The sequence below is a fragment of the Xanthomonas vasicola genome, assembly GCF_000772705.2.
Classification (GTDB): domain Bacteria; phylum Pseudomonadota; class Gammaproteobacteria; order Xanthomonadales; family Xanthomonadaceae; genus Xanthomonas; species Xanthomonas vasicola.
This window is the reverse complement of the sequence record NZ_JSBW02000054.1, coordinates 57,475-82,369: the sequence shown is the minus strand read 5'-3', so window position 1 is coordinate 82,369 and position 24,895 is coordinate 57,475. Positions and strand designations below refer to the sequence as shown.

The 24,895-nt window shown below is 63.7% G+C and carries 15 protein-coding genes, 1 other RNA gene, 2 pseudogenes and 1 riboswitch; of the genes and pseudogenes, 10 read left to right on the top strand and 8 right to left on the bottom strand.

All coding sequences use genetic code 11. The features are described from left to right. Positions 1–133 precede the first annotated feature (133 nt). Positions 134–2,011, bottom strand: coding sequence for a phosphomethylpyrimidine synthase ThiC (gene thiC / locus NX05_RS15710; RefSeq protein ID WP_039434404.1), 1,878 nt, complete (start codon positions 2,009–2,011; stop codon positions 134–136). Between the two features lie 91 nt (positions 2,012–2,102). Next, positions 2,103–2,200: riboswitch (TPP riboswitch) on the bottom strand. A gap of 390 nt (positions 2,201–2,590) precedes the next feature. On the opposite strand from thiC, the pseudogene NX05_RS15705 reads away from it, so the two are divergent. Next, positions 2,591–3,582: pseudogene (locus NX05_RS15705) on the top strand (TonB-dependent receptor domain-containing protein); the annotation flags it as partial. A gap of 168 nt (positions 3,583–3,750) precedes the next feature. Here the strand turns inward: NX05_RS15705 and NX05_RS15700 are convergent. Beyond that, a pseudogene (locus NX05_RS15700) lies at positions 3,751–5,584 on the bottom strand (methyl-accepting chemotaxis protein). Between the two features lie 77 nt (positions 5,585–5,661). Next, positions 5,662–7,371, bottom strand: a complete 1,710-nt coding sequence (gene ggt, locus NX05_RS15690; protein ID WP_039434397.1) for a gamma-glutamyltransferase — start codon at positions 7,369–7,371, stop codon at positions 5,662–5,664. Positions 7,372–8,028: 657 nt separating this feature from the next. On the opposite strand from ggt, the gene ilvC reads away from it, so the two are divergent. From ilvC to NX05_RS15665, 5 genes are all read left to right on the top strand, one after another. Next, positions 8,029–9,030: a ketol-acid reductoisomerase gene (gene ilvC / locus NX05_RS15685; protein ID WP_010376783.1), complete on the top strand. Its 1,002-nt coding sequence runs from the start codon at positions 8,029–8,031 to the stop codon at positions 9,028–9,030. 43 nt (positions 9,031–9,073) lie between these two features. Then, complete coding sequence (ilvG, locus tag NX05_RS15680) at positions 9,074–10,795, top strand: acetolactate synthase 2 catalytic subunit (RefSeq protein WP_039434395.1); 1,722 nt, start codon at positions 9,074–9,076, stop codon at positions 10,793–10,795. Further along, a complete protein-coding gene (locus NX05_RS15675; protein WP_010364392.1) occupies positions 10,779–11,036 on the top strand; it encodes an ACT domain-containing protein in 258 nt (85 codons plus the stop codon). The genes ilvG and NX05_RS15675 overlap by 17 nt, the downstream gene beginning before the upstream one ends. 75 nt (positions 11,037–11,111) lie before the next feature. After that, the gene (locus tag NX05_RS15670; protein ID WP_039434392.1) at positions 11,112–12,236 is read left to right on the top strand and encodes a threonine dehydratase; all 1,125 of its coding nucleotides are present in this window, start codon (positions 11,112–11,114) and stop codon (positions 12,234–12,236) included. Continuing rightward, the gene (locus tag NX05_RS15665) at positions 12,233–13,795 is read left to right on the top strand and encodes a 2-isopropylmalate synthase (protein ID WP_039434390.1); all 1,563 of its coding nucleotides are present in this window, start codon (positions 12,233–12,235) and stop codon (positions 13,793–13,795) included. The genes NX05_RS15670 and NX05_RS15665 overlap by 4 nt, the downstream gene beginning before the upstream one ends. A gap of 907 nt (positions 13,796–14,702) precedes the next feature. On the opposite strand, the gene leuB is transcribed toward NX05_RS15665, so the two are convergent. The 4 genes from leuB to leuC form a co-directional block, all read right to left on the bottom strand. After that, positions 14,703–15,776 carry a 3-isopropylmalate dehydrogenase gene (gene leuB, locus NX05_RS15660; protein ID WP_039434387.1) on the bottom strand — a complete coding sequence of 358 codons (1,074 nt, stop codon included), beginning with the start codon at positions 15,774–15,776 and terminating at the stop codon, positions 14,703–14,705. A gap of 36 nt (positions 15,777–15,812) precedes the next feature. Beyond that, a complete protein-coding gene (locus NX05_RS15655; RefSeq protein WP_039434385.1) occupies positions 15,813–16,598 on the bottom strand; it encodes a class I SAM-dependent methyltransferase in 786 nt (261 codons plus the stop codon). Then, positions 16,595–17,242, bottom strand: a complete 648-nt coding sequence (leuD, locus tag NX05_RS15650) for a 3-isopropylmalate dehydratase small subunit (RefSeq protein WP_010364381.1) — start codon at positions 17,240–17,242, stop codon at positions 16,595–16,597. Before leuD ends, NX05_RS15655 begins: the two co-directional genes overlap by 4 nt. A gap of 66 nt (positions 17,243–17,308) precedes the next feature. Beyond that, positions 17,309–18,748, bottom strand: a complete 1,440-nt coding sequence (gene leuC / locus NX05_RS15645) for a 3-isopropylmalate dehydratase large subunit (protein ID WP_010364379.1) — start codon at positions 18,746–18,748, stop codon at positions 17,309–17,311. A gap of 120 nt (positions 18,749–18,868) precedes the next feature. Between leuC and NX05_RS15640 the strand changes: the two genes are divergently transcribed. Beyond that, complete coding sequence (locus tag NX05_RS15640) at positions 18,869–19,753, top strand: LysR family transcriptional regulator (protein ID WP_010364377.1); 885 nt, start codon at positions 18,869–18,871, stop codon at positions 19,751–19,753. A gap of 61 nt (positions 19,754–19,814) precedes the next feature. After that, positions 19,815–19,891, top strand: a non-coding RNA gene (locus tag NX05_RS22835) — sX9 sRNA. A 345-nt stretch (positions 19,892–20,236) separates the two neighbouring features. Here NX05_RS22835 and NX05_RS15635 read toward each other — a convergent pair. Continuing rightward, entirely contained in the window at positions 20,237–23,239 is a 3,003-nt protein-coding gene (locus NX05_RS15635; RefSeq protein WP_039434382.1) for a two-component regulator propeller domain-containing protein, read from the bottom strand. Between the two features lie 215 nt (positions 23,240–23,454). On the opposite strand from NX05_RS15635, the gene NX05_RS15630 reads away from it, so the two are divergent. Continuing rightward, positions 23,455–24,108, top strand: coding sequence for a TetR/AcrR family transcriptional regulator (locus tag NX05_RS15630; RefSeq protein WP_039434379.1), 654 nt, complete (start codon positions 23,455–23,457; stop codon positions 24,106–24,108). A 127-nt stretch (positions 24,109–24,235) separates the two neighbouring features. Continuing rightward, complete coding sequence (locus NX05_RS15625) at positions 24,236–24,892, top strand: protein-L-isoaspartate O-methyltransferase family protein (protein WP_010364369.1); 657 nt, start codon at positions 24,236–24,238, stop codon at positions 24,890–24,892. Positions 24,893–24,895 lie beyond the last annotated feature (3 nt).

Sequence of the window (24,895 nt, the reverse complement as noted above, 5' to 3'; positions counted from 1 at the left end):
TTATCCGCTGTAATCGCTTGCAATCCAACCGCACCGCGGCACTTGCGCACCGCGATGCGATCTGGCAATACCAAACTGAATTTTTCCTAAGCGGGCGCTGCATGGTGTTTATGAAACGCCTCGATGTAACGCATCACGTGGGGCGATACACCTGCGCACCCTGCGCCAAGAACTGCGCCGACTTTTCCTGCATTCCTGTCGATAACGCTTGCGCCTCGCCCATGCCGTGCTCGGCCGCGTAATCGCGTACGTCCTGAGTAATCTTCATCGAGCAGAAATGTGGCCCGCACATCGAACAGAAGTGCGCCAGCTTGTGCGCGTCCTTGGGCAGCGTTTCGTCGTGGAACTCCTTGGCCTTTTCCGGATCCAGGCCGAGATGGAATTGGTCATCCCAACGGAACTCAAAACGCGCCTTGCTCAGGGCGTTGTCGCGCACCTGCGCGCCCGGATGCCCCTTGGCGAGGTCGGCCGCATGCGCAGCGATCTTGTAGGCCATGATGCCATCGCGCACGTCCTGTCGATTGGGCAGACCCAGGTGCTCTTTCGGGGTGACGTAGCAGAGCATTGCTGTGCCGAACCAGCCGATCATCGCCGCCCCGATCGCGCTGGTGATGTGGTCGTAGCCCGGCGCGATGTCGGTGGTCAGCGGCCCAAGGGTATAAAACGGCGCCTCGCCACATTCGCGCAGCTGCTTGTCCATGTTCTCTTTGATCAATTGCATCGGCACATGGCCGGGGCCTTCGATCATCGTTTGCACATCGTGCTTCCACGCCAGTTTGGTCAATTCGCCCAGCGTTTCCAGTTCGCCAAATTGCGCCGCGTCGTTGGCATCGGCAATGCAGCCCGGGCGTAAGCCATCGCCCAACGAAAACGCCACGTCATAAGCCTTCATGATCTGGCAGATGTCTTCAAAGTGCGTATAGAGAAAATTCTCCTTGTGATGCGCCAGACACCACTTGGCCATGATCGAACCGCCACGCGACACGATGCCGGTGACGCGTTTTGCGGTGAGCGGCACGTAGCGCAGCAGTACGCCGGCGTGGATGGTGAAGTAGTCCACGCCTTGTTCGGCCTGTTCGATCAAGGTGTCGCGGAAAATTTCCCAGGTCAGCGCTTCGGCACGCCCATCGACTTTTTCCAAGGCCTGATAGATCGGCACCGTGCCGATCGGCACCGGCGAGTTGCGGATGATCCACTCGCGCGTTTCATGGATGTGCTTGCCGGTGGACAGATCCATTACCGTATCGCCGCCCCAACGAATCGACCACACCAGCTTTTCGACTTCTTCGGCAATGCCCGAAGACACGGCGCTGTTGCCGATATTGGCGTTGATCTTGGTGAGGAAATTGCGGCCGATGATCATCGGCTCGCTTTCGGGGTGATTGATATTGTTGGGCAGGATCGCGCGCCCGCGCGCGATTTCGTCGCGCACAAACTCCGGTGTGATGCGTTGCTGGATCGAGGCGCCGAATGCTTCACCCGGATGCTGCTTGCGCAAGCTCGCATCGGCCACCGCCTCCAGACGCTGATTTTCCCGGATCGCCACGTACTCCATTTCCGGCGTGATGATGCCGCGGCGCGCGTAATGCATCTGAGTGACGTTGGCGCCCTCGCGCGCGACCCGCGGCAAGCGCCGTGCCGGAAAGCGCACGCCATCCAGGCGCGCATCGTGCTCGCGGCCACGCCCGAAGCTGGAACTCAACCCTTCCAGCGCTACGGTGTCGCCGCGTTCGGCAATCCACTGCGCGCGCAGCGGCGCCAGACCAGCGGCCAGATCGATGGCCGCCCGGGGATCGGTGTAGGGCCCGGAGGTGTCGTAGACGCTGAGCGGCGGATTCTCTTCGCCACCGAACAAGGTGGGCGTACGCGTCAACGCGATCTCGCGCATTGGTACCTGCAGATCCGCGCGCGAGCCTTGCACGAAGATCTTGCGTGAACCGGGAATCGGCTGAGTCACAGCCTCGGACAACGACTGGGCTTGTTGCTGCAAAACGGTGGGCGCGGCGTTCATGGCATTCGTCCTAATGGCTGGCGCTGCGAAGGAGTCGCAGTGCGGACGAAGCGGCGGCGCTCGATACCGATGACCCGTGCACGCACGAACCATCGCATCTGACGAAGCTTCCCTACGCCGGTATCAGCCGGATCAGGTTCCAAGGGACTATCTCAACCGCAGCGCGCTGCGGTACCCCCACTTCGGCGGCGATTAAACCACATCGCGGGTTGCACGGCGAAAACAATGTCACGGGCTATCCACAACGCATACCGTAACGCAGCGAGCGTACATAGCTGCTGTTGAGCGCAGCGAGGTTGTCGCGCGTCACCGCGACATATGTCTGCGCAGGTCATCCCACGCCGTGGCAGCACACGCCCAGCCTCGCTCAGGCATTGGGTGACGCGCGCATGCGTTGCGCGCGTCGTAACGCAACAAGGTGCCGATTAACGAAAAACGGCGGCGGAACCCGCTTGTTAAATTCCCGCTAAGCCTACGTGTTGCCGATGCCACCGCACGCAGGTGTGCCATTCAACGGGGATCGCGCTGTCGCTCCTCCTCTACCGGAAACCGCCGTACATATGACTATGACAACGCTCCAACGTGCGCTTCAAGTTCGATGGACTCTATAACCGCCGCCAGTCGTCGCAGCAGTTGGCCGGCTTTCCGCTGGCCTCGGTCAACACCGGCATCCTGTCAAGCGGCGACAGCTACTACAACCCCTACAACAGCGCCTACGGTGGCGATGGGCGCGATGTCGGCTGGTCGCATCGATTGACCGCATTCGCGCGCACCTACCAGCAGGACGTCAAGACCTCGCACGTGTACACCGGGCTGGAAGGCGACTTCCAGTTTGCGGACAGGCAGTTCAGCTGGGATGTCGGCTTTGGGCACAATCAGACCGACCAGACCGAAACCCAGTACGGCGATGTCAACCTGCTCAACCTCAGCAACGCGCTCGGTGCATCGGGCATCGTCAATGGCACCTTGTGTGCCTGGACAGTGGCGGCGCCGTCATTGCCGGCTGCGTGCCGTTTAATCCGTTGTCGCCGGCCGGTGGCGTGACCGGAGGAATGCTGGACTACATCCTGTTCACCGCACACAACACGTACCAATACAAGAACAGCAGTTTCACCGCCAACCTCACCGGCGATCTGTTCGAGCTGCCCGCCGGATGGATCAGTTTTGCCGCCGGTGTCGAACACCGCGGGGAAAGCGGATTCTCCTCACCGGATGCCTTGATCTCGGCCGGCTACACCTCTGGCAATTCGTTCACACCCACCTCTGGCTCGTACACGCTCAACGACTATTACACCGAAATGGCCATCCCACTGCTGAAAGACGTGCCCGGTGAGCAGTTGCTGGAATTGAGCGCAGCAGTGCGTTATTCGGACTACAACACCTTCGGCAGCACCACCAACAGCAAGTTCGGCTTCAAGTGGAAGCCGGTCGCCGACCTATTGATTCGCGGCAATTACGCCACCGGTTTCCGCGCACCATCGATCGAAGATCTGTATCTGGGCGCATCGGACAGCTTCGATACCTATTCCGATCCTTGCTCGACCAATAGCACCTCCTACACCAGCGCGATAACACGCAAGCGAGCGACTGGCACATGGCAGAGCGATGGCGACATGCGCAGACATTTCCACGGCACATCACACCGCTACCCTGCAGTCACTACAACAAGAAACCTGCTCTCTCTCCCTGCCGCCGATCTTCGGCGGCTTTTTTTGAGCGCGCGGGTACACCCTACGGCGTCACTCCAGCGTATAGCCCACCCGCAGCCCGCCCCAGTGCTTGCGGCCGACGAAGATCGGCGCGGAGAGGTCGAACATGATTTGTCCGGTATCGCGACGATAGACCTGCAAGCGGTACGGGTCGGTGTGTGCGCCCACACTGCGGCCGACGCGGTCGGTGAACTTGCGCTTGGTGCGGTTGCCGACCAGATCGCGCTTGGCATCGCCAGTCAGTGGTTGGGTGAAGCGCAGATTGTGGGTGGGCACATAGCCATCGGGATTGGCACAGATGGCGAACACGATCCACGGGTGCGCATCCAGCAGCGGCTCTTGCAACGCCGGCAATACTTGATCGCAGACCGCATCGAAATCGGTGCTGAACTTGGGCGGCTCCACGCCGGCAATTGGCGTGTAGGTACGCGCGAACAACGCCGCTTCGTCGATCTGCCCGCGCGCGATCACTTGCGCCAGTGCTGTGCCGATCTTGCCGGCAGTGGCGACAGCCAGTTCCTTGACCTGCGCGTGCCTGGGCACTTGCAGCTGATCCGGCGGCAGCCGGAACAAGCCAACGCAATCGCGCAGAGTTTCGGTACCGCGTTCCAGCGCTTCGCTGCGTTCGGCCACATGCGCGGCGTGCTGCAGATTGCTGCGGCCCAATGCAACCACACCGTCCACCGCACGCTCAATTCCGCGAATCTCACCGTCCTGGGCCTGGATGCGCCCGGCCACCGTGGTCATCGCGCTGCTGGCCTGCCCGAGGACGCGGGTGATGCCATCGAGCACCGCTTCGGTGCCACGTGCAGAAGCCGCACCCTCGCCGACTGCGGCGCTGGTTTCAGCCAGAATCGCGCGGACGTCGCGTGCCGCCGCGGCGGCGCGTTCGGCCAGACGCCGGATCTCGGTGGCGACCACTGCAAAGCCACGGCCGGCATCGCCGGCATGCGCGGCTTCGATGCTGGCATTGATCGACAGGATATTGGTCTGGAACGCCACCGAATCGATGACTTCGATGACTTCGCCTGCACGTGACGCCCGGCGCTCCACTTCGTGCATGGCCTGACCGAGCGCATGCGCCGCGGCCACGCCTTGCCGTGCGCTGTCATCGGCATTGGCGGCCAGCGCAATGACCTGCGCCAACTCGGTGTTAACGTCCTGCAGGCTCGACGACAGCCGCACCACCGCGGTGCGCGCGCCATCCAGCGCCTCGTTTTGCGCCTGCGACTGGCGCACCATCTCATCGTTTTCGGCCACCAGCGGCGGCACTTCGGCGGCGATCTGCACCGACAAGGCCACCGCCTGGCGGATGGCCTCGGCCAGATTGCCGAACCCGGCCTGCAGTCGGCGACCCATCTCGGTTTCCGCCAGCCCCGGCGGCAACAGCAGGTCGAGTTCGCAGCTGGCCAGCGCTTGCGCGGTGCGCTCGAGCACCGTGCGGTCTTCGTGTTCGGCCTGCAGGCGCGCTACCAGCGGCTGCAGCAGGGGCGAGATCGGCACCGGCCGGCTGCCGTCGGCCAGACGGGTAGCCTCACGCAGCAGGATCGCGGTTTCCACATGCGGCAGCGACAGCATCCAGCCCCCGTGCTCACGGTCGCGCACATAGCGCACGCGCCGCGCCGTCGCCCGGGGCAGCCCAGACGCCCTCTTCGCCAACCAGATCGGCGGCGCTTAATCCCCACAATACCGAGGCCGGCGCGCCCTGCAGTTCGGCCGCCGTCTTGCCCAGCACATCCAGCCCGGCGCGGTTGCAGGCCACCAGGCAGGCTTCGGCAGACAGCCGCAACAACGCGACCGGCGCATCCGGGAGCATGGCCGGCTGGGTCTGCGACGACGGGTCCGGCTGTTGCATCGAGTTCATGAGGGCTCCTGCTACATCCTTTGATTAGCGGCGCGCGGCGGCCGGAGTTGAGCGACAACCTCGGCCGTAACGCGCGCTCAGTATCCGGCCGCCTGGCCGTCCTTGCGGCTTTCCGAAGCACCGTAGTACACACCGCTGACCGGGTCGCGGGCGATCGCCTGATACCCGCCATACGGGCCATCGGCAAAGATCACCCGGTGGCCTTTGCGCATCAGCGCGCGGATGGTGTCGTAGGAGAAGCCGGTTTCCAGATTGACCTCGCCGCCATCGCTCATCGCAGTGGCCTGGCCGGTAGGCTCGGTGGAACCTTCATGCTGGATGCGCGGTGCGTCGCCGGCTTCCTGCAGGTTCATATGGAAGTCCACCAGGTTCATCACGATCTGCACGTGCCCTTGTGGCTGCATCGCACCGCCCATCACGCCGAAGCTCAGCCACGGCTTGCCGTCCTTGGTGACGAAGGCCGGGATGATGGTCTGGAAGGGCCGCTTGCCCGGCGCGTAGCCGTTGGGGTGATCCTTCTTCAGCACGAACATCTCGCCGCGGTCCTGCAGGATGAAGCCCAGCCCCGGCGGCGCCATGCCGCTGCCCATGCCGCGGTAGTTGGACTGGATCAGCGAGACCATCATGCCGTCGGCATCGGCCACGGTCATATAGATGGTGTCGCCCTCTTCCAGTTGCTTGGGCGTGCCCGGCTGCACTTCCTTGAGCGCCTTATCCATCGAGATCAGCGCACGGCGCTGATTGGCGTACTCCTTGGAAATCAATTTTGCCAACGGTGCCGGTTGAAATGCAGGGTCGGCGTAAAACCGCGCACGGTCAGCGAAGGCGAGCTTTTTGGCTTCGGTAAACAAGTGCACATGCTCGGCCGAGCCGAACGGAATCTTGGAGAAATCGTAGGCCTCCAGAATATTGAGCATCTGCAACGCCGCGATGCCCTGGCTGTTGGGCGGTAGCTCCCATACGTCATAGCCGCGGTAATTGGTGGACACCGGCTCGACCCACTCGCCGGTATGGCTGGCCAGATCCTCATAGCTGAGGTAGCCGCCATTGGCCTTGAAGTACGCACCGATGGTGCGCGCGATGTCGCCCTTGTAGAACGCATCGCGGCCGCCATCGGCGATCTGCTGTAGCGTGTTGGCCAGGTTGGGGTTCTTCCACAGCTCACCCTTGCGCGGGGCATGGCCGTCAATGGTGAATTGTTCATTGAAACCCGGGTACTGCGACAGGCGCGGCACCGAGCGGTCCCAGTAATAGGCGATGGTTTCGGCCACCGGATGGCCTTCGCCGGCGTAGCGGATTGCCGGCGCCAGGTTCTGCGCCATCGGCTTGCGCCCGAAGCGCTCGTGCAGCGCAAACCAGCCATCTACCGCGCCGGGCACCGACACCGGCAGCGGGCCGGTCGGCGGAATGTCCTTCAAGCCACGGCGCTGGAACTCGGCCAGCGTCAGCGACTTGGGCGAGCGGCCCGAGCCGTTGTAACCATAGAGCGTGTGGGTCTTGGGGTCCCAGACGATCGCGAACAGGTCTCCGCCCACGCCATTGCCGGTTGGCTCCATCAGGCCCAGCGCCGCGTTGGCTGCAATCGCCGCATCCACCGCCGAGCCGCCGTCCTTCATCACATCCAATGCGATCTGGGTCGCAAGCGGTTGCGAGGTGGCGGCCATGGCATGCGGCGCGATGACTTCCGAGCGGGTGGCAAACGGCTGCCCGGTGACGCGGTCGGCAGCGCAGAGGGGCGGCGCAAGCAGCGCCAGAGCAGACACCAACAACATAGGTACGCGACGCATCACTGATGGCCCCCATGAAACTAAAGTAATGAACTTCTAACCATACCAGCGGGGCTGTGCCCCGCCGTCCAATCGACACTTGGCAACGCACTCGATGCCGCGCAGATGGTGACCGTCGTCAGCGCTTCTTGTGCTGCATCGATCCGGTTTCAACGGTAACCATGCAGCTGCCACGGGGCTTTGCACGCGACTTTGCAAATTGATGCGGATGTTTCATGCGCAAGGGTTGACACCCTAGTTGCTGCGATGGTTATCTCAAGCCCATGACGCACCGCTACACCACCTCGAACGCTCTGATGGCCGCGCCCTCCGGCGCGCTGGCTGCGTCGCTTCTCGTGCTCGTACTTATTACCTCGCCAACCGGTGCGGGACGAGACTTCGTGTAGGCAACACACACAAGGCTTCGATCAGACCCCGCACCGGCAACGGCGCGGGGTTTCGCGTTTCAGGGACCACCAAAAGTTTCGAATGACATGAACGACATCACTGCCACTTCCGCCAAACGACCCAGCACTGCCCAGTCAGACGCTGATGTTTGTGGTTGCCCGCGCAGTGCCATCGCTCATCCCCGCTTTGCTCAGCCGGCCAGTGTCTGCACTGCCGGCTGATCCGTTTATCCACTGCCAATCTCAACTGCCAACCCCGTAAGGACAACCCATGAGCAACGACACCCAACCGAAAATCGCGATTATCGGCTACGGCAGCCAGGGCCGCGCGCATGCGCTGAACCTGCGCGATTCCGGCTTCGACGTCACTGTCGGCCTGCGCCCCGGTGGCCCGACCGAATCCAAGGCGCAGGCCGATGGCTTCACCGTCGTGGCGCCGTCCGAGGCGGTCAAGAGCGCGGATCTTGTCGCCATCCTGACCCCGGACATGGTGCAGAAGAAGCTCTATGAAGACGTCATCGCCCCGAACATGAAGCAGGGCGCCTGCCTGCTGTTCGCGCATGGCTTGAACGTACATTTCGACATGATCCGGCCGCGCGCCGATCTGGACGTGGTGCTGGTTGCGCCCAAGGGCCCGGGCGCGCTGGTGCGGCGCGAGTATGAAATCGGCCGCGGCGTGCCGTGCATCTATGCGGTGTACCAGGACACCAGCGGCAAGGCCGAACACCTCGCACTGGCCTATGCCGGCGGCCTGGGTGGCGCGCGCGCCAACATCATCAAGACCACCTTCAAGGAAGAAACCGAAACCGATCTGTTCGGCGAGCAGGCGGTGCTGTGCGGCGGCGCCTCGTCGCTGGTGCAGGCCGGTTTTGAAGTGCTGGTGGAAGCCGGCTATCAGCCGGAAATCGCATACTACGAAGTGCTGCACGAATTGAAGTTGATTGTGGACCTGTTTTACGAAGGCGGCATTACCCGCATGCTTGAGTTCGTTTCCGAAACCGCGCAATACGGCGATTATGTCAGCGGGCCACGTGTGATCGATGCCAGCACCAAGGCGCGCATGAAGGACGTGCTGACCGATATCCAGAACGGCACCTTCACCAAGAACTGGGTGGCCGAATACGAAGCCGGGCTGCCGAGCTACAACAAGTTCAAACAGGCCGATCTGGAACACCCGATCGAGGAAGTGGGCAAGAAGCTGCGCGCCAAGATGGTGTGGCTCAACGGCGAACAGCAAGCCGCCGCCGCACCGGCGAATCAACAGGCGGCATAACGCCGCCGCCTCCCCCACCGCTTAAACCGAAGGTCCGCAACGCATGAACACCTCCGCACACAGCACGCCCCGTAACGGCGCGCGCTGGCTGACGCAGGCCCTGGAAGCCGAAGGCGTGGAAACGCTGTTCGGCTATCCGGGCGGCACCATCATGCCGTTCTACGACGCCCTGGTGGATTCCAGGCTCAAGCACATCCTGGTTCGTCACGAACAGGGCGCCGCACTCGCTGCCAACGGCTATGCACGTGCCAGCGGCCGGGTCGGCGTGTGCGTGGCCACCTCCGGCCCGGGCGCATCCAATCTGGTCACCGGCATCGCCGACGCGATGCTCGATTCGGTGCCGATGGTGTGCCTGACCGGCCAGGTCGCCACCCCGTTACTGGGCACCGACGCGTTCCAGGAACTGGACGTATTCGGCATGACCATGCCGATCGTCAAGCACAGCTTTCTGGTGCGGCGGGTGGAGGATCTTCCGGAGATGGTGCGCGAGGCGTTTCGCATTGCGCGCGAAGGACGTCCCGGGCCAGTGTTGATCGATCTGCCCAAGGACGTGCAGGTGGCCGATGCCTCGCATCTGCCCGCGCATGTGCCGGCAGCGGTGTTGCCGCCGCCGGTGCCGGCGGACGCGAAATTGGCCGAAGCACTGGCAGCGATCGCCAGTGCCGAACGCCCGGTGGTGTACGGCGGTGGCGGGATCGCGTTGGCCGGTGCAGTGGAGCCATTCCGGCGCTTTGTCGAAGCCACCGGCATCCCGACCGCGTTGACCTTGCGCGGCCTGGGTGCGTTGTCGCATGCACATCCGGATTACCTGGGCATGCTGGGCATGCACGGCACCCGTGCGGCCAATATGGCGATCCAGGAATGCGATCTACTGGTCGTCGTCGGTGCGCGTTTCGACGACCGTGCAACCGGCAAGCTGAGCGAGTTTGCCCCGTTTGCGCGCGTCATCCATCTGGATGCCGACGCGTATGAAATTTCCAAGCTGCGCACCGCCGATATCGCGGTGCCCGGCGACGTGGCAGTGAGTTTGAAAGCCTTGAGTGCGGCACGCGCCAACTGCCAGGCTTGGCGCACGCGCTGCTTTGCCAACCGTGAAAAATTCGGCGCGCGTTACGACGCGCCCGGTACCGATATCTACGCACCGGCGCTGTTGAAGCGCCTGAGCGAAGTAGCCCCAGCCGACACCATCATTGCTTGCGATGTAGGTCAGCATCAGATGTGGGTGGCCCAGCACTGCCGCTTCAACGACCCGCGCAATCACCTCACCAGCGGCGCGCTCGGCACCATGGGCTTCGGCCTGCCGGCGGCCATGGGCGCGCAGTTTGCCTGCCCCGATCGCACCGTGGTGCTGGTCTCCGGCGATGGCAGTTTCATGATGAACGTGCAGGAGCTGGTGACGATTGCGCGCTGCAAGCTGCCGGTAAAGATCGTGCTGCTGGATAACAGTTCGCTGGGCATGGTGCGGCAGTGGCAGGAACTGTTCTTTGCCGAGCGTTACAGCGAAATTGATCTGTCCGACAACCCGGATTTTGCGGCGTTGGCGCAGGTATTCGGCATCCCGGCCAAGCGCATCATCGCGCGCGGCGATGTGGATGCGGCGCTAGCCGAGTTGTTGGCGCAGCCCGGTCCCGGCCTGCTGCATGTCGCCATCGACGCACGCGCCAACGTGTGGCCGCTGGTGCCGCCCAACAACGCCAACAGCACCATGCTGGACAGCAACCCCGCACACGCGGCCAAGGAGACATCGCATGCGTTACCGGCTTGATCTGGTGCTGAAGCCGGCAGAAGGCGCGCTGGTGCGGGTGATCGGCATGACCGAGCGCCGCGGCTTCCGCCCGTGCGCGATTCAGGGCGTAGCAGCACCGGACGATGCCGGGCGCTGGCATCTGCAACTAGATGTGGACAGCAGCCGTCCGGCGGAAACGCTGCGCCTGCAGTTGGAAAAAGTGTACGACTGCGAATCGGTGGTGATCACTGCACTGGAGTCGGTCGAGGCTGCGGCATGAGCATGCAGACCTCGCGCGACGATCAAACTGCCGTTCGGAGGTGTCTTCTTCCGGATCGGCCGCGCGCGTGCCGCAATGCCTGATTCCGGCCGCCCTTCCGCTTCGGCACAGGAGCCAGAGGTAAGCGACGTAGCCGTCAGCGTGGCCGACGTGCTGGCGGCACAGGCACGCCTGCGCAAGTACCTGTCGCCCACGCCGCTGCATTACGCCGAACGCTTCGGCGTGTGGTTGAAGCTTGAAAACCTGCAGCGCACCGGCTCTTACAAGGTGCGCGGCGCATTGAATGCATTGCTGGCCGGGCTGGAGCGCGGCGATGAGCGCCCGGTGATCTGCGCCTCGGCAGGCAATCATGCGCAAGGCGTGGCGTGGTCGGCGTATCGGCTGGGTGTGCAGGCCATCACAGTGATGCCCTACGGCGCGCCGCGGACAAAGATTGCCGGTGTCGCGCATTGGGGCGCCACTGTGCGCCAGCATGGCAGCAGCTACGACGAGGCATTCGCGTTTGCGCGCGAGCTGGCCGACCAGAATGGCTATCGCTTCCTGTCGGCCTTCGACGACCCGGATGTGATTGCCGGCCAGGGTACGGTTGGCATCGAACTGGCGGCGCATGCGCCGGACGTGGTGATCGTGCCGATCGGCGGCGGTGGGCTGGCGTCCGGCGTGGCGCTGGCATTGAAGTCGCAGGGCGTGCGTGTGGTCGGGGCGCAGGTGGAAGGCGTCGACTCGATGGCGCGCGCCGTACGCGGCGATCTGCGCGAGATCACCCCGGTTGCAACGCTGGCAGACGGTGTGAAGGTCAAGATCCCCGGCTTCCTGACGCGTCGTCTGTGCTCGAGCCTGCTCGACGATGTGGTGATCGTGCGCGAGGCCGAATTACGCGAAACGTTAGTGCGTCTGGCGCTGGAAGAGCACGTCATCGCCGAAGGCGCTGGCGCGCTGGCGTTGGCCGCCGGCAGACGCGTTTCCGGGAAACGCAAATGTGCGGTGGTCTCTGGCGGTAATATCGACGCAACCGTGTTGGCCACACTCTTGTCCGAGGTGCGGCCGCGTCCGCCACGCAAGCCGCGTCGTCGCAATACCGAGCGACTTCGCAACGAACGTAGCGCCAAGCCACTATCCGATACACCCGTTCTTTCCCGCCCATCCGCAGTCGCTTCAACGCCTGTCACCGCCATCGCCGCAGAGGAGTCTTCCTGGTGAACACGACCGTATCCAACCAGACCCCGCATATCCGAATTTTCGACACCACCCTACGCGACGGCGAGCAATCCCCCGGCTGCAGCATGACGCCCCAGCAGAAGCTGGTCATGGCGCGCGCGCTGGATGAGCTCGGCGTGGATATCATCGAAACCGGGTTTCCTGCCAGCTCGCATTCCGACCGCGAAGCGGTGGCGATGATGGGCCGCGAACTGCGCCGTCCCACCCTGGCGGTGTTGTCGCGCTGCCTGCAGACCGATATCGAAATCTCGGCCAAGGCATTGGAAGCAGCCGCAAACCCCCGCCTGCATGTGTTTTTGTCCACCAGCCCGCTGCACCGCGAGCACAAGCTGCGCATGAACCGCGAGCAGGTGCTGGAATCGGTGCACCGGCACGTGACGCTGGCGCGCAGCTACATCGACGACGTGGAATTTTCTGCCGAAGATGCAACCCGCACCGAAGGAGATTTCCTGGCCGAGGTCACCCGCGTGGCGATCGCCGCCGGCGCCACCACCATCAATCTGCCCGACACAGTGGGCTTCACCACGCCCGAAGAGATCCGCGGCATGTTCTCGCGGTTGATCGCCAGCGTGGAAGGCGCCGACAAGGTCATCTTCAGCGCGCATTGCCACAATGATCTGGGTCTGGCGGTGGCCAACTCGCTGGCCGCCATCGAAGGCGGTGCACGTCAGGTCGAATGCACCATCAACGGAATCGGCGAGCGCGCGGGCAATTGCGCGCTGGAAGAAATCACCATGGCGCTGAAAGTGCGTGGCGCCTTCTACAACATCGATTCGGCGATCAATACCCCGCGCATCGTGTCCACCTCGCAGTTGCTGCAGCGCTTGGTCGGCATGCCGGTACAGCGCAACAAGGCTGTGGTGGGCGGCAACGCGTTTGCGCACGAGTCGGGCATCCATCAGCACGGCATGCTGCGCCATCGCGGTACCTACGAAATCATGCGCCCGGAAGACGTGGGCTGGGAATCGTCGCAGATGGTGCTGGGCCGCCACAGCGGCCGCGCTGCGGTTGAACAACGATTGCGCGCGCTGGGGTATCTGCTGGAAGAAGATGAGGTCAAGCTGGTCTTCGAACAGTTCAAGGCATTGTGCGAGAAGCAGCGTGTGGTCACCGACGCCGATCTGCAGGCATTGATGCAAGATGCCACCGTGCAGGAAGGCTACCGTCTGGCATCGATGACCATCAGCGATGTCGGCAGCCGCGCCAATGCGCTGGTGGAGTTGTCCGATCCGGAAGGCAATCGCGTGGCCGAAACCGCGCAGGGCAACGGGCCGGTGGATGCGCTGTTCGGTGCATTGGCCTCGGCCACCGGCGTGAAACTGGAGCTGGACAGCTATCAGGTGCACAGCGTGGGCATCGGCGCAGACGCGCGCGGCGAAGCCAGCCTGAGCGTGCGCCACGACGGCGTGGAATACGAAGGCACCGGCACCAGCAAGGACATCATCGAAGCCAGCGCGCTGGCATGGCTGGATGTGGCCAACCGCCTGTTGCGGCAACGCGAGCGTGGCGTGGTCGCCAGCAAGACGGCTGCGGTGGCGTAACGCCGCGCAGTCGCTGGACGATGCAAACCTGACGGCCAGCAGAGTGATCTGCTGGCTGTTTTGGTTTTGATGTTCGAACTGTTTCACGCGTGCGTTGGTTTGCTGCTGACGCTTGCGTGCATGCCAACGTGGCAAAGCTTCAGTTTGCTACGGGTGCTTGCACGCGTACCGGCGTGGGACACGCCGCAAGTACGTCCATGTAGGTTCTGGCGCGGCATCCATGCCGCTCAACGTCCCACGCCAGCACGCGTGCAAGCACCGCTCATTACCACGGCAACTGATGGGCGAGCAGTGATGCTCTTGATCCGCTGACGACTGTTGCGCTGCCGGGTTTTACTGCGTTCTGGCTTAGCAAGCTTGAGACAGACACTGCAGCTAACCGAACAGGGCACGCATGAGAGCGACGCCGAGTGGGGCTGAGCTCCTAATCTATGCCGTGCATCGGCATAGACAGGAACATGCGACCCACAGCCGCGAGTACCACACCTCATCGCGTGTTGGTTGCACGCGGCAAACGCCGCTGCGACTAAGAAGCTGTGGCGGCGCTGCTGAATAGCGTTAGGCTGCCTCGCTCAGCTCTGCGCTTGAACGCATTGCTTTCAAATCAGCGGACGCACTGATGAGCGTGGTGCCGTATCCGGGGCCGGGACAGTTGGCGGCATGGACGCCGCCAACGAGCCTCCAGGGATGGATCCACGGCGTGTCCGGCTCCGGATACGACCGCGCCTCGACCAACCTGGCAGGCAATCACTACCGGCGCGGAATTGTTTAAGCGCAGGTAGTCCTAGTCACACGCTGGTCGTTTCAAACAACACAATGCCTAGCTCAACCAAGACAAACAAAAGCGGCCATCGTCGCCAAACGATAGCCGCCAGCAGTGCAATCATCGCAACGACACACGCAGAACCTACAGCGCAGCCACCACCGCATCGCCCATCGCCACGGTGCCGACCTTGGTAGTGCCTTCGGACCAGATGTCGGCAGTGCGCAGGCCTTGGTCGAGCACCTTGCCGACTGCGCGTTCGATTGCATCCGCTGCACCGGCTTGCGCGAAGGTGTAGCGCAGCATCATCGCCACCGACAGGATCGTCGCCAGCGGATTGGCAATGCCCTTGCCGGCGATGTCCGGCGCCGAGCCATGGCAGGGCTCGTACATGCCCTTGCTGTTGGCATCCAGCGAGGCGGAAGGCAGCATGCCGATCGAGCCGGTGAGCATGGATGCCTGGTCGGACAGAATGTCGCCGAACATGTTGTCGGTCACGATCACGTCGAACTGCTTGGGCGCGCGCACCAACTGCATCGCCGCGTTGTCCACGTACATATGCGACAGCGCGATATCGGGGTAGTCCTTGGCCACTTCTTCGACCACTGCACGCCACAGTTGGCTCGATGCCAGCACGTTGGCCTTGTCGACCGAACACAACTTCTTGCCACGCAAACGCGCCATCTCGAAGCCCGCCTTGGCGATGCGACGGATCTCGCTCTCGCTATACGGCAAGGTGTCGTACGCCTGACGCTCGCCGTTGTCCAAGGTGCGCGTGCCACGTGGCTGACCGAAGTAAATGCCGCCAGTGAGCTCACGCAGGATCAGCAGATCCAGCCCGGAGACGACTTCCGGCTTCAACGTGGACGCATCGGCCAGCTGCGGATACAGCAGCGCCGGGCGCAGGTTGGCGAACAAACCCAACTGCGAGCGGATCTTGAGCAAGCCACGTTCCGGCCGCAGCGCCGGGTCGATGGTGTCCCACTGCGGGCCACCCACTGCGCCCAACAACACCGCATCGGCAGCACGCGCACGCTCCAGCGTTTCATCGGCCAACGGGCTGCCGTATTTGTCGTAAGCCGCACCGCCCAGCTCGTCATACACCAGCTCGAAATCCAGGCCGTGCTGCGCATCAATGCGCTTTAGCACCTTAACCGCTTCGGCCATGATCTCCGGCCCGATCCCGTCGCCGGGAAGAATCAGAATCTGCTTGCTCATGCCATCCTCGTGAGTGACGCCGCAGCGCCATTGAAATCAACGTACTGCCCAAAGCACCAGCACATCGGTACTGAAAGAGCCATCGGCATCGATCTGGAAATGGTCGCGCACCGCATCTACCGCCGCGTCCTGCAATGCGCGGATTGCTTCACGCATGACCTGCGCAGTGCGCATGCGCTCCACCCAGCTTGCGTAGTTCAAATGCAGGCGCTGGCACTGATGCCGCTGCACCTGCAGGCCAGCATCGCCCACCATCTGCAACCATTGCGCAACGCTGTAGTCGCGCACGTGGCTGGTGTCGCGCAGCAACTCGATTGCCTGCAGGTGTGTGTCCAGCAACGGCAGCCCCGGCGCCACCACATCGATAAACGCTGCGATACCGCCCGGACGCAGCACGCGCCGCACTTCGCGCAGTGCTTGCCCCAGGTCGCTCCAATGGTGCGCCGAATAGCGGCTGACCACTGCATCCATGCTGCCCGCCTCGAACGGAAGGCGCTCGGCGACACCTTGCAGCGTTGATATCTGTGTCAGCCCTCGTTCGGCGGCAGTCGCCGCCACGACCTTGAGCATGTCTGCTGAGAGATCGTAGGCAACCACCTCGGCCATCAATGGCGCCAGCTGGAAACTCACATGCCCGGCACCGCAGCCCAGATCGAGCAATCGCCCATTGCGATGACCCGCCAGACCAGCACGGAGCTCAGCGAACTCGGCGCCCTGTGCATGCACGTCGCTGTGCAGATAGGCGTGCGCCTGCGGCCCGAACTGCGCGGCGACGTGTTCGCTCAGCGCAGACGGATCAGTGGTTCTGGCGACCGAATTCACTGCAGTGCGCCAAACAACCACGGTTGGCGTGCGCGATGGCCTTGCTCGAAATGACTGATCGCATCGGCGTCCTGCAAGGTGAGGCCGATATCGTCCAGCCCGTTGAGCAGGCAGTGTTTGCGGAAGGCATCGATGTCGAAGCTGTACTCCACGCCATCGGGGCGACACACACGTTGCGCAGCCAGATCCACGGTGAGTTGGTAGCCCTCGGTGGCCAGGCATTGTTCGAACAATGCATCCACTTCCGTTTCGGCAAGCACGATCGGCAGCAGACCGTTCTTGAAACTGTTGTTGTAAAAGATATCGGCAAAGCTCGGCGCGATCACCGCACGAAACCCGTATTCGTCCAGCGCCCACGGCGCATGCTCGCGTGAAGAACCGCAGCCGAAGTTCTCGCGTGCAAGCAGCACGCTGGCACCCTGATAACGCGGGAAATTCAACACGAATTCCGGATTCAAGGGGCGCGTGCTGTTGTCGCGGCCGGGCTCGCCGATATCCAGATAACGCCACTCGTCGAACAGGTTTGGCCCGAAGCCGGTGCGCTTGATCGACTTGAGAAATTGCTTGGGAATGATCTGGTCGGTATCGACGTTGGCGCGATCCAGCGGCGCGACCAGTCCGGTGTGTTGGGTAAAAGGAGTCATTGGAGTGCCGGGAATGGGGAATGGGGGTTGGAATAGGCAGAGCAGGAAGCGGGACTTGGCGATTCCCTATTCCCGATTCTCGATTCCCTGCAGGCCACGCACATCGACAAAATGCCCACTCACCGCTGCTGCCGCGGCCATCGCCGGGCTAACCAGGTGCGTGCGACCACCGGCGCCCTGGCGGCCTTCGAAGTTGCGATTGGAGGTGGAAGCGCAATGCTCACCGCTACCCAGCTTGTCCGGGTTCATGGCAAGACACATCGAGCAGCCCGGCTCACGCCACTCGAAACCGGCATCCAGAAACACCTTGTCCAGGCCTTCGGCTTCGGCTTGCGCCTTGACCAAGCCAGAGCCCGGCACCACCAGTGCCTGCTTGATGGTGGACGCGACCTTGCGGCCCTTGGCCACTGCGGCGGCGGCACGCAGGTCTTCGATGCGCGAGTTGGTGCACGAGCCGATGAACACGCGATCCAGGCGGATGTCGGTGATCGGCTGGTTGGCCTTCAAGCCCATGTATTTCAGCGCGCGTTCGATCGAATCGCGCTTGGTCGGATCCTGCTCGGTCGCCGGATCGGGCACGTGCTGATCGACAGCCAGCACCATTTCCGGCGAAGTGCCCCAGCTGACCTGCGGCTTGATGTCTTCGGCACGCAGGTCCACCACGGTGTCGAAGTGCGCGTCCGGGTCGGAGACCAGCGTGGTCCACAACGCCACCGCTGCATCCCAGTCGGCGCCCTTGGGGGCGAAGGGGCGACCTTTGACGTAGGCAATCGTCTTGTCATCCACCGCCACCATGCCCACGCGCGCACCGGCCTCGATGGACATGTTGCAGATGGTCATGCGGCCTTCCATCGACAGCGCGCGAATGGCGCTGCCGGCAAATTCCAGGGCATGCCCGTTGCCGCCGGCGGTGCCGATCTTGCCAATCACCGCCAGCACGATGTCCTTGGCGGTCACCCCGAACGGCAGCGTGCCTTCCACGCGGACTTGCATGTTCTTCATTTTTTTGGCGATCAGGCACTGCGTGGCCAGCACATGCTCGACCTCGGAGGTGCCGATGCCATGCGCCAACGCGCCGAACGCCCCATGCGTGGAGGTGTGCGAATCGCCGCAAACCACGGTCATGCCCGGCAAGGTGGCGCCCTGCTCCGGGCCGACCACATGCACGATGCCCTGGCGCGCGTCGTTCATCTTGAACTCGAGGATGCCGAAGTCGTCGCAGTTCTCGTCCAAGGTCTGCACCTGCAGGCGCGACACCTCATCAGAAATCGACTCCAGCCCGCCCTGGCGCTCTGCACGTGTGGTCGGCACGTTGTGATCGGGCGTGGCGATATTGGCGTCGATGCGCCACGGCTTGCGCCCGGCCAGGCGCAGGCCTTCGAAGGCTTGCGGCGAGGTCACTTCGTGCAGGATGTGGCGGTCGATATAGATCAACGACGAACCATCGTCACGGCGTGTGACCTCGTGCAGTTCCCACAGCTTGTCGTACAGGGTTTTGGCAGTCATCGCGGCAATCCGAGTGGCGGATGGTGGGTGCGCCCACCTGGCTGAGGTCGATGCTAGGAGCTTGCCTTGGATTACGCAAATTCATATTGTTTATTCAAGAAATGAATTTCAGGAATACCTATGGACCTGGCGAGCCTCAATGCGTTCGTGGCGATCGCCGAGAGCGGCAGCTTCTCCGCAGCCGGTGAGGCCTTGCACCTGACCCAGCCGGCAGTAAGCAAACGCATCGCGCTGCTTGAGGCACAACTGTCGGCGCGGCTGTTCGACCGCCTGGGCCGCCAAGTGGTGCTCACCGAAGCCGGCCAGGCGCTGTTGCCGCGCGCGCAACGCATCCTGGCCGAGCTGCAGGACACCCGCCGCGTGCTTGAGCATCTAGGCGCGGCGGTTGGCGGTCGTTTGAGCCTGGCTACCAGCCACCATGTGGGCTTGCACCGTCTGCCTGCGTTGTTGCGCGGTTTCGCAACACAACATCCGCAGGCGGCACTGGACATCCAGTTCCTGGATTCGGAATTGGCGTACGCCGCGGTGCTGCGTGGCGAGGTGGAACTGGCAGTGACCACGCTGGCGCCCGACACGCGCGCGCCGCTGCGTGCGCAGCCGATCTGGCACGATCGCCTGCAGTTCGTGGTTGCGCCTGATCACCCGTTGGCAGCGCTGCGCGCGGTGTCGCTGGACGATGTGGTTGCGCACCCGGCGGTCTTACCGGATCCGGGCACGTTCACTCATCGCATCGTCGCCAATCTATTTGCCGAACGCGGCCTGGCACCGAGTTTGCGCATGACCACCAATTATCTGGAAACGATCAAGATGCTGGTGTCGGTGGGCTTGGCGTGGAGCGTGTTGCCCGAGCGCATGATCGACCATCAGATCGTAGCGTTGCCGTTGGCCGATGTGGCGTTATCGCGCGAGCTGGGTTGCGTCACGCATGGCGGGCGCACCTTGTCGCGCGCGGCGCAGGCGTTTGTCGCATTGTTGCGTGCGCAGGCGGATCAAGCGCGGGTTTAGTGCAGCTAACACCACGACTGCGCTCACCGCCAAGCGGGCGTGGCCGGTGCTCGGAATTGGCATGTACCACGCGTACACTGCGGTTCTGAGCGCGCCGTCCGCGGCCACCTGACAGCTGCTCGCTACGTGTTGTTAGCCGCTCTTACTGCACAGGCGAACTGCATGTTGCAGAGATTCAAGCAGCCGCGGTGGTCAGCGCCTGTTCGATTCACCGGTCAACATTGGTCTGCTGTTGCCGGCAACGCCGGCACGCTGATCGGCTTGCAAGGTTGGCCCGATCAAGTCGATCAAAAAAGACGCCATCTCGGTCCGGGCCGACATGGCACGCGCCAGTGCAACGCATTTCGCGAACTGCTGAAGACCGATGCGCTTGGCAGGCGAAACAACGATTTGCTGCGGATGTCGTTTTCATCACGCATCACCCGGCTCATGCAAGAACACGTGCAATGCATCGAGACTGCGGCTTGCACTCCGTGCAATACCTTACGGCCCGATCAAGCGATCCCGCCCCTGCCGCTTGGCGTCATACAGCCGACGATCGGCCAACGCCAGCAGTTCGCGTCGGCTCGGCGCTTCGTCGCTCATCGCCATGCCCATGCTGGCGGTACAACGCACGGGCGTGCCTTGCGCATCGACCTGGATATCGGCCAGTCGCTGCCGCACGCGCTCGAACAGTGCGCGCGCCTGCGCCGCATCCAGCCCTATGGCCGCAAGCAGGAATTCTTCGCCACCGTGCCGCGCGGCGAAGCAGTGCGCCTGATCCTGCTCGCTCAACACCTGGCCGATGGCGAACAGCACTGCATCGCCAACCTCGTGCCCGTAGTCGTCGTTGATACGCTTGAAGTGATCGATATCCATCAGCGCTAGCGCCAGTGCGGCGCCACCTGCATGCGCCTCATCGAACCATTGCTGCAGCACACGCTCGGCTTCGCGTCGGTTCGGCAGCGCCGTCAGCACGTCGTGGCTGGCGCGGTATTCCAGCTGGCGCATCAACGCTTCGCGTTCCTGGCTGGCCTGCTGCAGCGCCAGGTTCTTGTCGCTCAGTTCGCGCGTGCGGCGATCGATGACGGTATTGAGCTGGCGCTGACGCCGGCGATAACTGGCAGTCCGCCACAGATAAAACCCGTAGATCACACTGGCCAGGCCGAGGATCCCCAGACCGATCACTTCGCCCCGGCGCCACCACGGCGGCGCGAGTGCGATGACCAGGCTGGCTTCGCCCAACAAATCGCTTTGCCGCCAATCCACCGGCAGCGACATCGCCTGCACACGGAAGCGGAAGCGGCCCGGCGGCAGATTGGTGTAGACCGCTTCGCTAGCATTGTCTGCATCCACCCAATCCGGGTCGAAGCCTTCCAGTCGGTAGCGATACCGCACCTTGTCCGGGCCACGGAAATTCAGCCCCGCATAGCCAATCGCGATACGCCGGGTCTCGGCACCGAACCGATGCGGGCCGCTCAATGGCTGCACCATGCCATCGACCAGCAGGCGCTCGAACACGATCGGCACCCGATGGCCTTGCAAGGTGCCCACCCGCGTCGGGTCGATCACACCCAGGCCTGCAGCGGTGGGAAACAGCAACTGCCCGGACTGGGTCAGCCAGCCGGCCGGTGCACTGCTACCGTTACCCTGGTTGCTCGGCATACCGTCGCTGCGGTCGACCACTTCCACGCTCAATTGTTCGCGCGTGCCCGCATCGATCTGGTCGAAGTTCTTGCGCGCGATGCGGAACACGCCGTGGTTGCTCGACAACCAGAAATAGCCGCGACCGTCGTCGATCACCCGGAACACCTTGTCGCGCGGCAGCCCGACCCGGTGGTCGTAGACGCGAAAACTCTCACCGCGCAAACGTAGCAGCCCGCGATCGCTGGCAATCCACACATCGCCAGCGGCATCGCGCAGGAAGTCGAACGCGTTCTGCCCGGGGAAATCCCGATCGCCCAGCCAGGCGCGCGTGCTGCCGTCCGGCGATAGCGCGGTCATGCCACGATCGGTGCCGATCCACACGATGCCCTGCGCGTCACGGTACAAGCCCTGCACGGCGCCGTCCGGCACACCGTCGGCGGCGGTGTAGCGGCGTGCCTTGCCGTTGCGCCAGCGCACCAGCCCGGCAGTGGTGCCGATCCACAGATTGTCGCCATCTGGCAGCACCGCGCGTACCGACGTCGACGGCAGGCCATCGGCCGCGCCGATGCGCACCAACATGTGGCCTTGCGCATCCAGACGCACCACGCCCTGGCTGTAGGTGCCGGCCCAGACGCCGCCATCGCCGGCATCGGCCAGCGCCAGCACCGATTGCTCAAGCACGGGCCCACCTTCGCTGGGCGACAGCGATACGCGGCTGATGGAGTCGTTGCGCCAGCGATCCAGCCCCACCGCGCTGCCCACCCACACGGTGCCGTTGCCGGTTTGGAGCACACAGCGCACGTAGTCCGAACTCAGGCCTTCGTCGTGGGTGATGCCATGTGCGGCACCCTCGGCAACCCGGAACAGCCCGTGCGTGCTGCCGACCCAGATCAGGCCTTCGGCGTCTTCCAGCAGGGCCGGGCTGGCGACGCCGGAAATGGCGATCTGCTCGTCCGGGTCATCCGGGCCGCTGTGCACCACCAGCATGCCCGACGACAGGCTCATCCATAGATGCCCGCGCCGGTCCAGCAATAGCGAATCCACGCGCTGTCCCTGACGGAACCGCTGCAGGCCGCCGCCACGGCTCCACCACCACACGCCATCGTCGCCGGCCACCAATAGGCCGCCCTGACGGTCGCTGGCCAGCCGCCGCACCGGCGCATCGCGCATCCCGTGCGCCCTGCCCCAGGCTGCAGCCTGGCCGCCATCGCGTGGCAGGCGATACAGACCGACCTCGGTACCAACCCAGAGGTCGCCGCTTTCGTCTGCGAACAACGCCGTGATGCGCGCACGCGGCAACCCGGCCTGGCGGCCGACATCGACCACCCGCCCGTCGCCCTCAATGCGGTACAGCGTCTGCGGCGTGCCCACCCACAGCGCGCCATCGGTCCGCCGCAGCAAGGCGCTCACCGCCAGATGCCGCGCCGAGGCGTCGCCCAGCTGCTGCCAGTGGCCGTCCTGATAGTGGTAGACGCCGTCGAACGCGGTACCGAAGAGCATGCCGCCAGTGCTGTCGCGCACCACCACGAACACCCCACCCAGCTCGACACCGAGCGTGTTCTGGCGGTCATACACGGTGAAGTCGCGCCCATTGAAGCGCGCCACACCTTCCCAGGTGCCCAGCCAGATCAGGCCGTCTTCGCCCTGCGCCACGGCGTGCACCAGGTTGTGCGGCAGGCCATCGTCCATGTTCCAGCGCGTGACCGTGTGGTATGACGTATGTTTGAGCGCCTGCGCGCCGGCCGGCCAGGCGCCAAGCACTAGGCAGCACGCCAGCAGCCATCGCAACGCGCGCCCGATCCGCGGCACATACGTGCTGCGAACGCAGCTTGTATGCGCCTGCGTACCGACCTTGTCCACGCTCTCCGTCCCCTCGTCCGTGTTCGCTGGAGATGCCTGCGGTATGCACTGGCAGGCTTCCGGCAAATTTATCACCGGGGTTTTTGCGCCGCGTTCGGTGGATCCCTGACAGCTGCCGGGAGTGCCATGACACCGAGAGCCAGACAGACAGAATCGTTAACGTAACGCGTGGGCGCCGAGTATAAATATAGAACCCGATGGTCTAGTATTGGCGCATGTCCAGCTCGCCCACACCCACCTCCAAGGCCAAGAGTAACGGCCCCGGCCGTCCCAAGGATCTTGGGAAGCGTGCCGCCATCCTGGATGCCGCCCGCACCATGTTCATGGAACAGGGCTATGCAGGGGTCAGCATGGATGGGATCGCCGCGCAGGCCGGCGTCTCCAAACTGACGGTCTACAGCCACTTCGGCGACAAGGAGAGCCTGTTTTCTGAAGCGATCCGTGCGCAGTGCCAGCATATGATGCCGGACGACCTGTTCGACCACGCCCCCAAGGGCGCCCTGCGCGACCAGCTCACCGAGATCGGCCATGCGTTCTTCGCCATGGTCAGCACCGAGTCGGCCATCTCCACCCACCGCATGATGATGGCGCCCGGGACCGGCGACGTGCATATCCGCGAGATGTTCTGGGATGCAGGCCCCAAACGCACCCAGCGGGCGCTGGCGGATTTCCTGTCTGCGCGGGTGGCCGACGGCCAGTTGGAGATCCCGGACGTCGCGCGCGCCGCGTTGCAATTCTTCTGCCTGCTCAAGGGCGAGCTCTACGCCTTGATGATGTGCGGCCTGCACGGCCAGCCCACCCGCGCCGAGGTGGATGAGCACATCGACGCCAGCGTGGACTTCTTTTTGAGGGCATATGCGCCGCGCTGAGGGCCCCGGCCTTTGGTGGCGATGACTTCCGGCACTGCGCCGAATGGCAGCGCGCGGCGATGCTAGATGCGCCATGCGCCTCGCGCACCGGTAAAATGTTCGCCCCACCGCGTTGGATAACCGCACCATGACGATCGATTTCACCCAGGCCCGCGAAAAGATGGTCGAGCAGCAGATCCGGCCGTGGGACGTGCTGGATCTGCGCGTACTCGACGTGCTGGCGCGCATGCCACGCGAAGCGTTCGTGCCGGAGGCCTACAAGACGCTGGCCTATGTCGACGTGGAAATTCCGCTGTCGGCCGGTCACAAGATGATGAAGCCGGTTGTCGAAGGCCGCATGTTGCAAGCGCTGGATCTGCAGCCGGGCGAAGACGTGCTGGAAGTGGGCACCGGCAGCGGCTTTGCCACCGCCTGCCTGGCCGCGCTCGCGCGCGAAGTCCTCAGCCTGGAGATCGACCCGGCGCTGGCCGCCGCCGCGCGCGCCAATCTGGATCGCACCGGCATGGGCAGCAATGTCCGTATCGAAACCGCCGACGTGTTCGGCTGGCAGAGCGAGCGTCGCTTCGATGCCATCTGCGTGACCGGCGCGGTCGATACGCTGCCCGTGCAGTGGCTGCAGTGGTTGCGCCCGAACGGCCGGCTGTTTGTCGTGCGCGGCCACGACCCGGTGATGGAAGCGGTCCTGGTGCGTGGCGACGTCAACGCCCCGCGCATCGAATCGTTGTTCGAAACCGACCTCGCCTATCTCCAGGGCGCCGCACCGACGCCCCGATTCCAATTCTGATTC

Excerpts from the sequence above, each read along its gene's own strand:
- thiC (WP_039434404.1), bottom strand. The coding sequence starts at position 2,011 with ATGAACGCCGCGCCCACCGTTTTGCAGCAACAAGCCCAGTCGTTGTCC.
- ggt (WP_039434397.1), bottom strand. The coding sequence starts at position 7,371 with ATGCGTCGCGTACCTATGTTGTTGGTGTCTGCTCTGGCGCTGCTTGCG.
- ilvC (WP_010376783.1), top strand. The coding sequence starts at position 8,029 with ATGAGCAACGACACCCAACCGAAAATCGCGATTATCGGCTACGGCAGC.
- ilvG (WP_039434395.1), top strand. The coding sequence starts at position 9,074 with ATGAACACCTCCGCACACAGCACGCCCCGTAACGGCGCGCGCTGGCTG.
- NX05_RS15675 (WP_010364392.1), top strand. The coding sequence starts at position 10,779 with ATGCGTTACCGGCTTGATCTGGTGCTGAAGCCGGCAGAAGGCGCGCTG.
- NX05_RS15670 (WP_039434392.1), top strand. The coding sequence starts at position 11,112 with ATGCCTGATTCCGGCCGCCCTTCCGCTTCGGCACAGGAGCCAGAGGTA.
- leuB (WP_039434387.1), bottom strand. The coding sequence starts at position 15,776 with ATGAGCAAGCAGATTCTGATTCTTCCCGGCGACGGGATCGGGCCGGAG.
- leuD (WP_010364381.1), bottom strand. The coding sequence starts at position 17,242 with ATGACTCCTTTTACCCAACACACCGGACTGGTCGCGCCGCTGGATCGC.
- leuC (WP_010364379.1), bottom strand. The coding sequence starts at position 18,748 with ATGACTGCCAAAACCCTGTACGACAAGCTGTGGGAACTGCACGAGGTC.
- NX05_RS15640 (WP_010364377.1), top strand. The coding sequence starts at position 18,869 with ATGGACCTGGCGAGCCTCAATGCGTTCGTGGCGATCGCCGAGAGCGGC.
- NX05_RS15630 (WP_039434379.1), top strand. The coding sequence starts at position 23,455 with ATGTCCAGCTCGCCCACACCCACCTCCAAGGCCAAGAGTAACGGCCCC.
- NX05_RS15625 (WP_010364369.1), top strand. The coding sequence starts at position 24,236 with ATGACGATCGATTTCACCCAGGCCCGCGAAAAGATGGTCGAGCAGCAG.